Here is a 15,256-nt window from a genome sequence, read left to right as displayed (position 1 = left end):
CCTCTAGTGAAAGGCATCCTCAAAGTGGATTATCTCACTGTTTCGTTGTAAGTCGACGGAAATAATATCAAACCTGATGTCGCCTTCCCAATTAATTTCTTCAATATAGGTCTGGGCTGTTTCTATTAGCTTATCGGCTTTTTTCTGAGTCACAGCTTCCTCCGGGTAGCCAAATTTGGCATTGGATCGTGTTTTCACTTCCACAAATATCAGAGTGGTGGCAAGTTTTGAGATTATATCAATTTCACCCCGGCCAGCCCGGTAGTTTTTTGCTATTATTTCATAGCCTGCTTTTTTCAAATGGTCTGCGGCAATAATTTCTCCTTTTTTCCCTACGCTTTGGTTATGTGGCTTGGCAGGCATTTATATATTTGCGGATTAGATTCGATAAACGTGATACAACTAAAATTATATCCTTTAAAGTTTAAAACCATCTTCAAAGACAAAATTTGGGGAGGGCAGAAGATAAAAACTGTCCTGGGCAAAGACTTTGGAAGCCTCCCGAATTGTGGAGAAACATGGGAAATCTCCGGCGTTGAGGGCAATATCTCTGAAGTTGCAGAGGGCCATTTGGAAGGCATGAACCTCAAGGAGCTTATTCAAAAGTTTGAAGCGGCGCTGGTTGGTGAAAAAATCTATGAGAAGTTTGGCGACGAATTTCCCTTGCTGGTGAAGTTTATCGATGCCAATGATGATCTCAGCATACAGGTGCATCCAAATGATGAACTGGCCAGGGCCCGCCGCAGTGGCCATGGCAAGACGGAGATGTGGTATATTTTCCAGGCCGACCACGGGGCGCAACTCATCACCGGGTTCAATCGCAAAATGTCTAAGGAGAAGTTCCTGGACTACTTCGAAAGAGGGCGTATAATGGACGTGTTGAACCACGAAAAGGTATTCAACGATGACGTATTTTATTTGCCAGCGGGCCGGGTGCACACCATTGGCAAGGGGCTTTTGCTGGCAGAGATTCAGCAAACATCTGACACCACCTACCGCATTTACGATTTCGACCGGGTAGATGACAAAGGTAACAAGAGAGAGCTACATGTGGAGGAGTCGCTGGATGCGATTGATTACACTTACCATGAGCATTACAAAACAATGTATCAGAACAAGCTGAACGAGCCGGTGAAGCTCGTGAAGAGCCCATATTTTACCACAAATAAGCTTGAGTGCACCAAGGACATTGAGCGTGACTATCACTACCTCGACTCGTTTATTATTTACGTATGCATGAGCGGTGAGCTGAACATAGCTTATGACGGTGGAAGCATAGAAGTGAAAATGGGAGACTGTGTGCTGCTACCTGCTGAATTGAAGAAAGTAACGCTTGAAACTACTTCGGGATTCAAAATGTTGGAATCCTATATCAGCTAACCATGCAGGCTACTGCCGCTATCAAAAACAAAACTGCGCAAGTCATCTCCCTTGGTTTAATTGACTATCAGGAGGCGTGGGACTATCAGGAGAAGTTATTTGCCGAGACGGTGGCGCTGAAGATTAAAAACAGGGATGAGCCCGTTGACCTTCAGAAACACACTCCCAATTATTTGCTGTTTTGCCAGCATCCGCACGTATTTACACTCGGAAAGAGTGGGAAACAGGAAAACCTGCTGGTAGATGATGATGAGCTCAAGGAGATAGGCGCTACATACTACAAGATCAACAGAGGTGGCGACATCACTTACCACGGTCCGGGCCAGCTGGTGGTGTATCCAATAATCGACCTCGATAATTTCTTTACTGACATCCACAAATACCTTCGACTACTGGAGGAAGCTGTGATAATGACCTTATCTGAGTACGGGGTGCAGGCTGGAAGAATTGACGGGCTTACGGGCGTATGGCTTGACTTTGAGGAACAGAAAGACCCACGAAAAATATGCGCACTTGGAGTGAAGTCGAGCAGGTGGGTCACCATGCATGGGCTGGCATTCAATGTCAACACTAACCTCGAGTATTTCAAGCACATAGTGCCATGCGGAATAGACGACAAGGCAGTGACTTCCCTGCAGCAGGAACTTGAACTTGAAGTGAGCATGGAAGAGGTGCAGCAAAGGCTTTTGAAGAACATAGCTTCTTTATTTGAAATGAACCTCGTGACCGCATGAAGAAAGACATTCCCTTTTTGCCTGTAAAAGATGTTACACTTGCGGTGGTTAAAAGGCCAACAGCCGACGAAGAAGAGGAGTGGGTAGTGTACCTCATCAATAGAAATGATCAGCCATTGGAAAATGTAATGGTTACCTCCAAGGGGTATGGCGAACTAGATGGCGAGCAGCAAAAAACTTCTACACTGCGACACATGTTCCCATTAATTGATGTTAGCGGAGCGACGCAGGTAGAGTCCATCCATCCCCAGGTTTTTGGCCTTAACAATGAATACTGGGTCAGCTATTTTATAGGCAGGCAGCTGTACGATAAGAAATATATTTTTGTCCCTGATACCATTTTAGAAGATAATTTGAGCTACATCGATGAGATAGGGCTTGAAGGTGTCTTGCATCCGTGATTATTTTTCTATTTTAATAGAAAAAATATTGTGGCATGGCAGACAGCGCACCAAAGAAAATTCTTTTTATAGACATTGAAACCGTAGCAGGAGCACGAAAATTTGATGAACTCGACCCAATTTGGCAAAAACTCTGGAGTAAAAAGGCTGTTAGTCTTTCAGGGGGGAATGAAGAAGTCGATGCCGCTGAAATGTATGAAAACCGGGCGGCGATTTACTCCGAATTCGGAAAGGTAATCGTTATTGGGCTTGGGTACTTTGCTTTCAATGAAGATAAAAGTGTTGAGTTGAGGGTGACATCCCTGAGTAGCAACGATGAGCATCAGTTGCTTACAAGCTTCCAAAAATTAATGGAGCAAAAGTTCAATCAGGGCTACTTCCTTTGTGCTCACAACGGAAAGGAATTTGATTACCCTTATCTATGCAGAAGAATGACTATTCATGGCATATCGTTGCCCGATATTCTACGGCTCGAAGGCAAAAAACCCTGGGAAGTACCTCATCTCGACACGATGGAAATGTGGAAGTACGGAGACAGAAAGAGCTTTACCTCTTTGCAACTTCTCACAACAGTTTTGGGAATTCCGTCTCCAAAAGATGATATTGATGGAAGCATGGTAAATGAAGTTTACTATGGCACCGGAGACATTGATAGAATTGCCCGTTACTGCAAAAACGATGTGGTAGCAACTGCTCAGGTCTTCCTTAGGCTGCATCAACAACCGACTATTCCAAAGGATAAAATATTGTTTGTAGATTTTAACGAATGACTTCCGACCCACCTGTGCTGCTCAATATTTCGGAACTCACCGTCCGGTTTGGACTGCAAAATTTACTTGACAATGTTTCGCTGTCGATAGCGCCCGGTGAGTCGCTGGGTATACTCGGCGAAAGTGGTGCGGGAAAATCCTTGCTGGCACATAGCATGCTGCATTTGCTGGATGAAAGGCTTGACCTCTCTGGAAGTATTAGTTGGGAAGGTCAACCACTTGAAGATCAAATCGGCGTACTGAGAGGGCGCTCCATTGCTTACATTCCCCAGTCGCCGCTGGAGGCAAGCTTTCCGGTAACCACTCTCCTCAGGCAATGGCAGGATCAGTGCCAGGCTTTAGGAATCAAGTTTCAACCTGAGGAGGCCCATGACCTGGTGCGAAGGGCTGGCATTGATGATCCCGCAAGGGTGCTGGGCAGTCTTCCGCATCAACTTTCCGGGGGGCAGCTACAGCGCATGCTGATAGCGATGGCTATGATTGCCCGGCCAAGCCTCATCATCGCTGATGAGCCGACAACAGCACTTGATACCGTGAATCAGGCAGCCATTTTGCGACTTCTCAAAGATTTTTCCAAAAAGGAGAAGGTGGCGCTTGTATTTATTACCCACGACCTGTCAATTGTGGGACCTATGTGCGACAAGCTGATGGTGCTTAACAGTGGAAGAGTAGTTGAATATGGGGTGACCAAAGAAATAATGGATCGGCCCGGGGAAACATACACCAGCAGTTTAATTGACGCACATAAGCGGCTGGTGTCCCGAAAGGAAGAACCCGAACGGCTTTCCCACAGGAACGCTCCGGTTTTGGCTGTACAGAATCTGGACTTTGTCTACCAGCCAACTGGATTTTTCTGGCGCAGAAATAAAGCCGTCAAAGCCGTTCAATCGGTGTCACTGGAGCTTTACCAGGGAGCGATAAGTGGGGTAGCGGGTATTTCCGGGTCGGGGAAAACCACTCTAATGCGGACGCTGGCTGGCTTGTACCCGGAACATTTCGATAAGTTGTATTATCAGGGCAGGTCTGTCAACACCCTGACTGCCGATGAGCTGGTGGCCTTCCGAAGAGCTGTTCAGGTGGTTTATCAGAACCCTTCCAGCGCTTTCGATCCTCGTCAAAACATGGAGCAAATACTCAATGAAGCCATCGCCGAAAACCAAAATGAAACTAAAACTACCATAAAAGACTTATTAGACTGGGTGAGGCTGCCGAAGGGACTTTTGAAAAGCCATACCAGTCAGCTTTCTGGTGGCGAAAAACAACGCCTGGCAATTGCCAGGTCGCTGGCGCTACAGCCCAGGATTTTGCTTTGCGACGAGCCTACCTCCTCGTTGGATCAATCCATACAGGCTGAAATTCTCGATCTTTTCCTTTACTTGAAAAAAGAGCGTAACTTGGGCGTTCTGCTGGTATCGCACAATCTTGCAGCTCTCCGCCACACGTGCGATTACCTGACAGTGATGGCAGAAGGTGAAGTAAAAGAAACGGGAGAGATTGAAAAAGTGTTGGCCAACCCAACATCAGACTACACCCAACAGTTAATTGATGCAGAACCTGCATTGACCCATAATTTTTTGTAAGAAAACTCCTACATGAGTAAAAAGAATAATAAGAAGAGAAAAAACAGCGGAGAATCACCAGGAAGAAAGACAATATCTGCAGGACAGATCAAAGAATCAGTTCTACATCTGTTCAGACAACAATCGGGCAAGCCCTGGTCTATCAGGCAAATGATACAAACGCTCGGTGTTCGTGATAAGAAATCTAAAAACCTTGTTTCTGAAGTTGCCTTTCGTCTGGAAGACGAAGGGATTATAAGCCGAAACAGAGATGGCCGGTTCGTTAGCCAGCAAATGCCATCGGCTTTGGTAGGCGTTGTCGACCATGTTAACTCACGCTTTGCCTACATTATTTGCGCCGAACTGGATGAAGATGTATACGTGAAAACGGACGATCTTGAGTTTGCTGTGGATGGTGATACGGTGAAATTCGAGCTTTCGGGCAAGTTCCACGGCAAGAAGCACCGGGAAGGCAGGGTAACGGAAATTGTCCAGCGTAAAAAGGATGAGTTTGTTGGAAAGCTTCAGCTATCCAAGAGATTTGCCTTTGTCATTCCGGATAACAGAAAGATCCATAACGATATTTTTGTCTACCCCGAGCATATCAATAATGCAACGACCAATGATAAGGTCATCGTAAAAATTGACCGATGGCACGACAGAACCAATAAGAGCCCGGTAGGCAAAGTGGTGCGGGTATTGGGCAAGGCGGGTGAAAATGAGGCCGAGATTCACTCAATCATGGCTGAGTTTGACCTCCCGTTTACATTCCCCGATGAGGTGATTTCGGAGTCAGATAAGATTTCGGAGACTATTCCTGAGAAGGAGATAGCAGCCAGAAGGGACTTCAGAGGCGTTACCACATTCACCATCGACCCGGAGGATGCCAAGGATTTTGATGATGCGCTCTCTATCAAGTTTCTTGAAAATGGAAACTACGAAATTGGCGTGCACATTGCCGATGTAACCCATTATGTGAAGGAAGAAACCATTCTTGAAAAAGAGGCCTACTCCAGAGCCACGTCTGTTTATCTGGTGGATCGTACCGTGCCAATGCTTCCTGAGAAGCTTTCCAACGCACTTTGCTCATTAAGGCCGAACGAAGACAAGTTGACATTCTCAGCAGTTTTTGAGATGGAGAGCAGCGGAAAAATTGTCAACGAGTGGTTTGGAAGAACAGTGATCCATTCCGACCGGCGCTTTAGTTACGAAGAAGCCCAGGCGGTCATCGAAGCTGGCGTTGGCGACTATTGCAACGAGCTGAAAGTTTTCAACGACCTGGCCAAGCTGCTTAAAAACAAGCGGTATAAAAATGGAGCCATCAACTTTGAAACCATTGAAGTGAAGTTCAAGCTTGACGAGCAGGGCAAACCCCTGGGTATTGTGCCCAAAATAAGAAAGGACGCACACAAGCTCATTGAGGAGTTCATGCTGCTGGCCAATAAGCGGGTAGCCGAATTCGTATTTGGGCAAAAAACTGAAAGTGGAAGAAAGACATTTGTGTATCGTACCCACGATTCACCTAACGAGGAGAAACTCCACAACTTCACCCTGTTCGCCAAGAAGTTTGGGCATAAGATCGACCTGACGGATGAGAACCTTTCGTCAACACTTAATAAGTTGATTGACGAGATTGAAGGAAAGCCGGAGCAAAATGTGCTGACATCGCTGGCCATCAGAAGCATGGCCAAAGCAAAGTACACCACAGCGGCCAACGGGCACTTTGGTCTGGCATTTCCACACTATTCACATTTCACCTCGCCCATCAGGCGTTACCCCGACATGATGGTGCACCGGCTGCTGGCCCACTACCTGAAAGGGGGTAAGTCGGTAGAGCAAGACAAATATGAGCCCATGTGCGTGCACAGCTCCGACATGGAGAAAAGGGCAGCTGACGCCGAAAGAGCGTCTATTAAATACAAGCAGGTGGAGTTCATGTCAATGGCGGCCGACAAAATATTTGACGGTATTGTGGCTGGCGTTACCGAGTGGGGCATTTATGTGGAAATCATCGAAACCAAATGCGAGGGCATGGTGAGGCTGGCCGACCTGAACGACGATTATTACGAATTTGATGAACAAAATTACCGGATTATTGGTCGTAACAATAAGCGGATGATCACGCTTGGCGACGAGGTAAAAGTGAAAGTCACCAATACAGATATTGATCGCCGGACAATCGATTTGGAATTTGCTAACGAAAAATGACAGAGCTGCTGCGTCAGTACACAGAACTCCTTAACAAGGAACTGACCAAATTTGAATTTGGTAAACACCCCAGAGAACTATACGAACCAATCAGGTACATCATGGATTTGGGCGGTAAGAGAATGCGGCCTATCCTGGCCCTTCTTGCTTACAAGCTTTTCAGAGACGATGTAGCATCAATCCTTCGTCCAGCTTTGGCTGTGGAGGTGTTCCATAACTTTACGCTCATGCACGACGACATTATGGATAATGCGCCGTTGCGTAGAGGTCAGGCCACTGTTCATGAAAAATGGGACAACAATGTAGCCATCCTTTCTGGCGACACTATGCTGGTGAAGGCTTATGACCTGCTACTGGAGGTGCCGGGTGAAAAACTGCCAGGCATCATTCGCTCTTTTAATCAGTGTGCGGTTGAGGTGTGTGAGGGCCAGCAAATCGACATGAATTTTGAAAAGCTGGACGCCGTGACCGAAGCTGACTACATCGAAATGATTCGGCTCAAAACAGCCGTGCTGCTGGGCTTTAGCCTGGAGTTAGGTGCGGTACTAGGCAACGCCAGTGTCCATGACGCTCAACTTTTGAAAAGCTTTGGCGAAAACATTGGCATCGGATTTCAATTGAAAGACGACCTGTTGGATGTATATGGCGATCAGGCGAAGTTCGGAAAACAGGTGGGTGGAGATATTATTGCCAACAAAAAAACGTTTTTGCTGATACAAGCCCTTCGGGTATCTACGGGAGATGACAAACGGCAGCTCGAAAATTGGCTGATGATGAAGGACTTTGATACGGACGAAAAGGTAGAAGCGGTCAAGGGAATATATGATCGAAATGGGATCAGGGAGCTGACTGATCAAAAAATGAATGATTACTTTCGTCTTGCATTGAAGCAGCTTTCCGAACTTTCTTTGCCGGACAGTAGAAAACAGACGATGAAGGATTTTGCTGACTACCTCATTGCCCGAGAGAACTAAAAATTGACGCTCCAAAATAGCTATTCACCTGAATTATGAGTCCCACACTGATTATCCTGATTGTCACAGTCGTTATTTCAATCATGGGGTTGAACAACCCAAATTTGCTTTACAAACTCACCATGAGTCCCTATGCCATTAGGGAGAAGAAAGAGTACTGGCGATTTCTGACGTCTGGCTTCGTGCACAACAGCTGGATGCACCTGGGCTTCAACATGTTTACCTTCTTTTTCTTTGGGCAGGCAGCAGAGCAGATTATTGGCTACTACTCGGGAGGAAGTAGCATTCAATTCATTGTGTTTTATCTGGTAGCAATCGGTTTGTCGGATGTGCCGAGCTACTTCAAAAATAGAAATAGCATTCACTATCAATCGCTTGGAGCCTCAGGAGGTGTGACTGCGGTAGTTTTTTGCAGCATTCTATTCAACCCTTTGAACAAGATTTACCTTTTTGGCTTGATTGGGCTGCCCGGCTTTATTTTAGGAGTTCTTTATTTGATCTACACGATCAATCAGTCACGGCAAATGAGCGATAATATCAATCACATGGCTCACCTGACGGGGGCTATTGTTGGTATCGTTTACAGCATTTTCATTCACCCGGGTGTGGTGGGTGACTTCTTTGAGAAAGTAGCGAGCTACAAATTATTCGGGTAAGCTAGTTGGTTCCGTTGGGGTCGGGATCAAGCAGAGAGTCAGCATTTTTGTTCTTGGTGCTGGCAGCGAACAAAAAAGCAAGGCCAACTACCGCAACCGCCGGCACTACCAGAAACAATACGTTTTGCCCTATGCCGCTATTTTTCTTTTGTTTACCAAAGATGCCTTTTTGATTGATTTTTTCCTGAAGATTTTTGTGGCCCCCCATTCTTTTCTTCTTCTCCTTGTGTCTTTTCTTCTTTCTGTTTCCTGGGCCAAAAAGTCCCAAAGCTTCCTCTTCCAGGTTTTCAGCCATTTCGGTTTCCATTGCAAATCCATTTTCTGACAACGGGTTTGTTTCAAAAGTCCTGGAGACTTGTGCGTGCATTTGGCTTGCAACACTGGCGGAAAGATGCAGTGGCATACAGAAAAGCAGAAGATAGGCGCACCCTACAAAAGAAAATTTGCGCATCGAGCTAAATGGTTTGGTGCAAATTAACGATAAAAACGGAACTGTTGTATAAGTTAGTCAATTTTAGCTTCTAAAAAATGTACAGTTTAATATTGGGAAAATTATGAATTATAAATAGACGGTTACTGCTTGGCTGATGTTATGCCTGGAGCACATCTCTAAAATAACGAAAGCCCTGTCGATCACTCAACAGGGCTTCCATATAAAATAGATTAGTTAATTACTTCGCAGCTGGCTCAACAGAAACAAAAGATCTGTCTTTGTAGCCTTTTTTGAAGTTAACAGTGCCTTCCACTAGTGCGAACAGGGTGTGGTCTTTGCCCAAACCTACGTTTTCACCTGGGTGATGAGTAGTGCCTCTCTGGCGAACAAGGATATTTCCTGCTTTTGCCAACTGGCCACCAAATATTTTCACGCCTAGTCTTTTGCTATGCGATTCACGGCCGTTTCTGGAACTACCTGCGCCTTTCTTGTGTGCCATGGTCTTTTACTATTTAATGTTTTCAATTAAAACCTTTGTAAACTGCTGACGGTGACCGTTCTTCTTTTTGTAGCTCTTACGACGCTTCTTTTTGAAGACAATCACTTTGTCACCTTTAACGTGCCCAAGGATTTTACCTGACACTTTCACTCCTTTTACGGTAGGAGTACCAACCGCTACTTTGCCGTCATTGTCGACAAGTAGCACATTTTCAAATTCGACGGAAGCGCCTTCTTCGCCAGCCATTTTAGGGGCATAAACGAATTGGTCTTTTGTTACTTTGAACTGCTTTCCGGCGATGTCTACGATAGCGTACATATCCGTTGTTCTTAAAACTTTTGTTGTAAAAAGGACTGCAAAGGTATAACTATAATATATATTTTACAAGGGTCTTGTCAAGAGATACAACCCATAGTTGACACTAAAATAATTTAACTTTTTTTCGACTGCGAATACAGCGAAAATGAAATGAAGTAGAAGTTCCGATATAAAGTCATAAGTTTTTAGTTTTCAGTATGTTATGAATTTTTTTGCACTATTTTAATAACGTAACTTTGTGCATGAAACCACTTTTGATTTTTTCAACCGTTTTCACATATTTGTACTGCTTGTTTTTTGAGGGGGTTTCACTCTCATCAGGCCAATCCAGTCGGGCCTTTCGTTTTTAAATACATTATAGCACTATTCCAAGATATCACCTGCTCAGTATGGAATGGTGGCTCTAAGTCATTGTATTTAACGAGACCGACCTACAAAAGGAAGAAAGTAAGACCAGGAGAAATAAGATTTTGAATTAGTAACAAGTAGTTAATATGTCGACAAAAGCAATTGAGGAGCCAATACTGAAGGAAGACAATAGCAGGTTCGTTCTATTCCCCATCAAGCACCACGATATCTGGGAGTTTTATAAAAAAGCTGAAGCGAGTTTTTGGACGGCTGAAGAAATTGACCTTAGCCATGACCTGAAGGACTGGGCCAATATGAACGAGGGCGAGCAGCATTTTATTAAACATGTGCTTGCCTTCTTTGCTGCCAGCGATGGTATTGTGAATGAGAACCTTGCTGAGAATTTTGTTTCGGAAGTACAGTACACTGAGGCAAAGTTTTTCTATGGCTTTCAAATTGCGATTGAAAACATTCACTCCGAGACATACTCATTGTTGATTGACACCTACGTGAGAGATGCGAAAGAGAAGGATCTTCTTTTCAATGCTATCGACACGATGGATTGTGTGAAAAAGAAGGCAGACTGGGCGCTTCGCTGGATAGACGAAGGATCGTTTCAGGAGCGACTCGTGGCCTTTGCTGCCGTTGAGGGTATTTTCTTTTCAGGCAGTTTCTGCTCAATCTTCTGGTTGAAGAAGCGTGGTTTGATGCCAGGGCTTAGCTTTTCAAATGAGTTGATCTCCAGAGACGAAGGACTGCACTGCGACTTTGCTTGCTTGCTTTACAACAACCACGTAGAAAACAAGCTGCCAGTTGAAACACTCCAGAAAATCATATCCGATGCTGTGGAAATTGAGAAAGAGTTTGTTACAGACGCCCTTCCGGTGAAACTCATTGGTATGAACGCTGACCTCATGTGCCAGTATATTGAGTTTGTAGCTGACAGATTGCTGGATGAGCTTCATTGCCCTAAGTTGTATAACTCAACCAATCCGTTCGACTTCATGGAAATGATATCGCTCCAGGGAAAAACCAACTTTTTTGAGAAAAGAGTGGCTGAATACCAGAAAGCGGGCGTTATGAATAACAATGACAAGGACTCACACAAGTTCTCACTAGACGAAGAATTTTAATCACCACCACCAATACCTGATAAACCATAGATATGTTAGTAATTAAGAGAGATGGTCACAGAGAGTCAGTGAAATTTGACAAAATCACTGCCAGAATCGAGAAACTCTGCTACGCACTCAATGCAGATTATATTAGCCCTGTTGAAGTTGCCATGAAGGTAATTAACGGTCTGTATGATGGGGTGTCGACCCAGCAGCTAGACAACCTTGCTGCTGAAACAGCAGCAAGCATGGCAACCAAGCACCCGGACTACGCCATTCTGGCTGCCCGTATTGCTGTGAGCAACCTGCACAAGGTTACCAGCAAGTCGTTCTCCAACACAATGAAGAGACTCTACACCTACGTGGATCCTAAAACTGGCGAAAATGCTCCTTTGATCTCAAAGGAAGCGTGGAAGGTGATAAAAGAGAATGCCGCTCATCTCGATTCTTCTATTATATATGACCGTGACTTCGGTTATGATTACTTCGGCTTCAAAACACTGGAGCGCTCCTACCTGATCAGGCTTGACGGACAAGTGGTGGAGCGTCCGCAGCATATGCTGATGAGAGTAGCTGTAGGTATTCATATGGACGATATCGATTCTGTGATTGAAACCTATAATCTGCTGTCAGAAAAATGGTTTACTCATGCGACGCCTACATTGTTCAATGCAGGAACGCCCAAGCCACAGCTTTCATCTTGTTTCCTTCTTCAAATGAAGGACGACAGCATCGACGGCATTTATGATACTTTAAAACAGTGCGCCAAGATTTCTCAGTCTGCTGGTGGTATCGGACTGAGCATTCACAATGTTAGAGCAACGGGATCTTATATCAGGGGAACTAACGGTGTTTCTAACGGCATCATACCAATGCTTCGCAATTTTGACATGACAGCTCGTTATGTTGACCAGGGTGGTGGAAAGCGCAAGGGAAGTTTTGCTATTTACATAGAGCCATGGCATGCTGATATTTTCGATTTTCTTCAGCTGAAGAAAAACCACGGTAAAGAAGAGCTTCGTGCCCGTGACCTTTTCTATGCACTTTGGATTCCAGACCTTTTCATGAAAAGGGTAGAGTCGAACAGTGAATGGTCTTTGTTGGATCCTAACGAGTGCCCGGGCCTTTCTGATTGTTGGGGAGAGGAGTTTGAGCGCCTCTACGAAAAATATGAGAAAGATGGCAAGGCTCGTCGCTCAGTAAAAGCACAAGAGCTTTGGTTCGAAATACTGGAAGCACAAATTGAAACAGGTGTTCCTTATATGCTTTTCAAAGATGCGGCCAATAGAAAGTCGAATCAGAAAAACCTTGGTACTATCAAGTCTTCTAACCTATGTACAGAGATCATCGAGTACACTGCGCCAGATGAGGTGGCAGTTTGCAACCTTGCTTCTTTGTCGTTGCCTAAGTATGTGAATGAGGATGGCACGTTTGACCATCAGAAACTATATGAGATCACAAAAGTAGCCACCAAAAACCTTAACAAGGTGATTGATGTGAACTACTATCCGGTTCCTGAAGCCCGCAAGTCGAATATGCGTCACCGTCCTATTGGGCTAGGTGTGCAGGGGCTGGCCGATGCGTTTATTTTGATGCGTTATCCATTTGAGTCGCCCGAAGCTAAGCAGCTGAACAAGGAGATATTCGAGACCATTTACTTTGCTGCCATGGAAGCATCTATGGAAATAGCCAAAGTAGAAGGTGCTTATGAAACTTTCAAAGGCTCGCCTACCTCAAAAGGTATCTTCCAGTTCGATATGTGGGGTGTTACACCAGACAGCGGTCGTTGGGATTGGGAAAAACTGAAGCAGGAAGTGAAGAAAAATGGTGTGCGTAACTCTCTATTGGTTGCGCCAATGCCAACAGCTTCTACCTCGCAGATTCTTGGTAACAACGAATGTTTCGAACCATACACTTCCAACATCTACACCCGTCGGGTATTGTCAGGAGAGTTCATTGTGGTGAACAAGCATTTGCTGAAAGACCTGATTAAGCTGAACCTCTGGAGCGAGGACATGAAGAATCAGCTTATGGGAGAGAATGGCTCAATTCAAAACATTCCTGGGATTCCAGATGATATCAAAGAGCTATACAAAACGGTTTGGGAGATTTCTCAGAAGACTATTCTGGAAATGGCGGGCGATCGTGGCCCATATATCTGCCAGAGCCAAAGCCTTAACATACACATGCTGAACCCTAACTTTGGTAAGCTTACTTCTATGCACTTCACGGCATGGAAGCTAGGGTTGAAGACTGGCATGTACTACTTGAGGACCAAGGCTGCCACTGATGCGATTAAGTTCACGGTGGAAAAGCAAAAGAATAAAGTTCCTACTGCAGCAGAACTGGAGGAGATGGATGCGAAGAACCAGGCCGACATGTCGTGCTCGCTCGACGATCCGGAGTCTTGCGAATCTTGCAGCGGATGATGAAATGATTATTAATTCTGCCTTTTAAATACACCCCTTCTCAGCAATGAGAAGGGGTTATTTTTGTGTGCTCTTTGAAGAGAAATCAAGCACCGCAAAACTCCTCAATTCCTTCTTTGATCCTCTTAAAAATCTCGTCTCGGATCTCATCATTTTCTTCCAGCAAAGTCATGCGAAAGCCCATCAGGTCAGAGCAAAAAGAAGAGATAGGTACGAGGCAGACCTGTTTGGCCGCCAGCAGGTAGTAGACAAACCTTTTGTCCATTTCCATTGGCCCATTATTGCTTTCAAACCAGCTATCCAGTAACTGTTTGACTTTGGCATCTCTGATAGGCATCGACTGGCCGGGCTTAAGTGCGTCAGGTTTGAAGATCATCGTATTGTAAAATGCACCGTTCGTTTCGTTGAAGGTGATATACGGATTGTCTTTGAAAGTCTTTGACAGAAAGGCACTTCTTTCACCAATTCGTTTGTTGGTTGCCTTAATGAAATCAGGGTACCGGCTGTCAGACATGATTCTTGGAATAGCCCTTTGAGGAAGCTTGGTAGAGCTCACCTCTATCATTTTGGCATTGTCGATGGTCTGGCAAAGTCTGGCAAACTCAGCGTCCTTGTCACGGTTGTAATACTCAGCCCATCCGCATCGGGCACCCGGCCACGGAAACTCTTTGGAAATCCCTTTTAGGGACATGCCCGGCACGTCCCCTATTACTTCCGCTAGAGAGCAGGTATCGGCATTGTTGTAGATGATGTTCATGTAGATTTCATCACATACAATGAAGAGGTTAAACTCTTTCGCAATGGCCACCATGCGTTCCAGAATCGGTTTTGGATACACCATTCCCGTCGGATTGTCGGGGTTGATGATCAGCATGCCGACAATGTTCGGGTTGTATTTTACTTTATTGTAGAGGTCATCCAAATCCGGATACCATGAGTTTTCCGGATCCAGCTTGTAGGTCAGCGGGTGGTTGTTGGCATGCGATGCCTCGGCTGACGAGTGTGTAGAGTAAGCAGGCGAGGGCCCTATGACCCTGGCGGAAGGAATCAGGTACTGATATATTTTAGCTATGGCGTCACCCAGGCCATTAAAAAAGGTGATGTCGTCGGCTGTGATTTGAGCACCGCCTTTTTTGTTGTTTCGATCTGCTAAAAACTCACGGGTATGCAGTACTCCTTTGGAATGACTGTATCCGAATGTCTCATCTTCGAAGAGGAGCCCTGAAATGATTTCTTTCATCCAATCAGGAAGCCTGCGGTTCTTCTGGATAGGGTCGCCAATATTTTCCCATAGGATATTGTAGCCAAGCTTTTCCAGCTGTTCCGCCTTTCTAACAATGCCTCTTATTTCATAGGAAAGTTCATTGGCCCCTTCACGTAGTAACTTCTGTCGCATATCAACAATAGGATGCTGGGACTTCTCCCAATAGGT

At 45.2% G+C, this 15,256-nt stretch carries 15 protein-coding genes; 10 read left to right on the top strand and 5 right to left on the bottom strand.

The genetic code is table 11. The features are described from left to right. Nucleotides 1-3: 3 nt before the first annotated feature. A complete protein-coding gene (locus AAC052_RS08580) occupies nt 4-363 on the bottom strand; it encodes a YraN family protein (protein WP_339812550.1) in 360 nt (119 codons plus the stop codon). 33 nt (nt 364-396) lie between these two features. On the opposite strand from AAC052_RS08580, the gene AAC052_RS08575 reads away from it, so the two are divergent. Genes AAC052_RS08575 through AAC052_RS08540 form a run of 8 tightly spaced genes read left to right on the top strand, consistent with a single transcriptional unit; the run spans nt 397 to nt 8,682 of the window. Further along, nucleotides 397-1,380, top strand: a complete 984-nt coding sequence (locus AAC052_RS08575) for a type I phosphomannose isomerase catalytic subunit (RefSeq protein ID WP_339812901.1) — start codon at nt 397-399, stop codon at nt 1,378-1,380. 2 nt (nt 1,381-1,382) lie between these two features. Beyond that, on the top strand, nt 1,383-2,114 hold the full coding sequence (gene lipB / locus AAC052_RS08570) for a lipoyl(octanoyl) transferase LipB (protein WP_339812547.1): 732 nt from the start codon (nt 1,383-1,385) through the stop codon (nt 2,112-2,114). Beyond that, the gene (locus AAC052_RS08565) at nt 2,111-2,515 is read left to right on the top strand and encodes a hypothetical protein (protein WP_339812545.1); all 405 of its coding nucleotides are present in this window, start codon (nt 2,111-2,113) and stop codon (nt 2,513-2,515) included. Before lipB ends, AAC052_RS08565 begins: the two co-directional genes overlap by 4 nt. Nucleotides 2,516-2,550: 35 nt before the next feature. Continuing rightward, the gene (locus tag AAC052_RS08560; protein WP_339812542.1) at nt 2,551-3,285 is read left to right on the top strand and encodes a 3'-5' exonuclease; all 735 of its coding nucleotides are present in this window, start codon (nt 2,551-2,553) and stop codon (nt 3,283-3,285) included. Continuing rightward, nucleotides 3,282-4,865: an ABC transporter ATP-binding protein gene (locus tag AAC052_RS08555; RefSeq protein ID WP_339812541.1), complete on the top strand. Its 1,584-nt coding sequence runs from the start codon at nt 3,282-3,284 to the stop codon at nt 4,863-4,865. The genes AAC052_RS08560 and AAC052_RS08555 overlap by 4 nt, the downstream gene beginning before the upstream one ends. 12 nt (nt 4,866-4,877) lie before the next feature. Further along, a complete protein-coding gene (rnr, locus tag AAC052_RS08550; protein WP_339812539.1) occupies nt 4,878-7,052 on the top strand; it encodes a ribonuclease R in 2,175 nt (724 codons plus the stop codon). Continuing rightward, nucleotides 7,049-8,026: a polyprenyl synthetase family protein gene (locus tag AAC052_RS08545; protein WP_339812537.1), complete on the top strand. Its 978-nt coding sequence runs from the start codon at nt 7,049-7,051 to the stop codon at nt 8,024-8,026. The genes rnr and AAC052_RS08545 overlap by 4 nt, the downstream gene beginning before the upstream one ends. 35 nt (nt 8,027-8,061) lie before the next feature. After that, a complete protein-coding gene (locus AAC052_RS08540; RefSeq protein WP_339812535.1) occupies nt 8,062-8,682 on the top strand; it encodes a rhomboid family intramembrane serine protease in 621 nt (206 codons plus the stop codon). A gap of 1 nt (nt 8,683) precedes the next feature. Here the strand turns inward: AAC052_RS08540 and AAC052_RS08535 are convergent, their stop codons facing one another. The 3 genes from AAC052_RS08535 to rplU all read right to left on the bottom strand — a co-directional run bounded on the left by AAC052_RS08535 (nt 8,684) and on the right by rplU (nt 9,932). Continuing rightward, the gene (locus AAC052_RS08535; RefSeq protein WP_339812533.1) at nt 8,684-9,133 is read right to left on the bottom strand and encodes a hypothetical protein; all 450 of its coding nucleotides are present in this window, start codon (nt 9,131-9,133) and stop codon (nt 8,684-8,686) included. 220 nt (nt 9,134-9,353) lie between these two features. After that, on the bottom strand, nt 9,354-9,614 hold the full coding sequence (rpmA, locus tag AAC052_RS08530; RefSeq protein WP_317489346.1) for a 50S ribosomal protein L27: 261 nt from the start codon (nt 9,612-9,614) through the stop codon (nt 9,354-9,356). Between the two features lie 9 nt (nt 9,615-9,623). Beyond that, nucleotides 9,624-9,932, bottom strand: a complete 309-nt coding sequence (rplU, locus tag AAC052_RS08525) for a 50S ribosomal protein L21 (protein WP_151997592.1) — start codon at nt 9,930-9,932, stop codon at nt 9,624-9,626. A 494-nt stretch (nt 9,933-10,426) separates the two neighbouring features. Between rplU and AAC052_RS08520 the strand changes: the two genes are divergently transcribed. Further along, nucleotides 10,427-11,413 (top strand): ribonucleoside-diphosphate reductase small subunit, encoded by a 987-nt coding sequence (locus AAC052_RS08520; RefSeq protein ID WP_317489347.1) that lies wholly within the window; start codon nt 10,427-10,429, stop codon nt 11,411-11,413. Between the two features lie 32 nt (nt 11,414-11,445). Next, nucleotides 11,446-13,824, top strand: coding sequence for a ribonucleoside-diphosphate reductase subunit alpha (locus AAC052_RS08515; RefSeq protein WP_339812530.1), 2,379 nt, complete (start codon nt 11,446-11,448; stop codon nt 13,822-13,824). 85 nt (nt 13,825-13,909) lie between these two features. On the opposite strand, the gene AAC052_RS08510 is transcribed toward AAC052_RS08515, so the two are convergent. Then, nucleotides 13,910-15,220, bottom strand: coding sequence for a pyridoxal phosphate-dependent aminotransferase (locus AAC052_RS08510; protein WP_339812527.1), 1,311 nt, complete (start codon nt 15,218-15,220; stop codon nt 13,910-13,912). Nucleotides 15,221-15,256 lie beyond the last annotated feature (36 nt).

The sequence above is a fragment of the uncultured Imperialibacter sp. genome (assembly GCF_963974565.1).
In the GTDB taxonomy this organism is placed as follows: domain Bacteria; phylum Bacteroidota; class Bacteroidia; order Cytophagales; family Cyclobacteriaceae; genus Imperialibacter; species Imperialibacter roseus.
The sequence above is the reverse complement of the archived record's forward strand: the minus strand, read 5'-3'. Positions and strand labels throughout refer to the sequence as shown.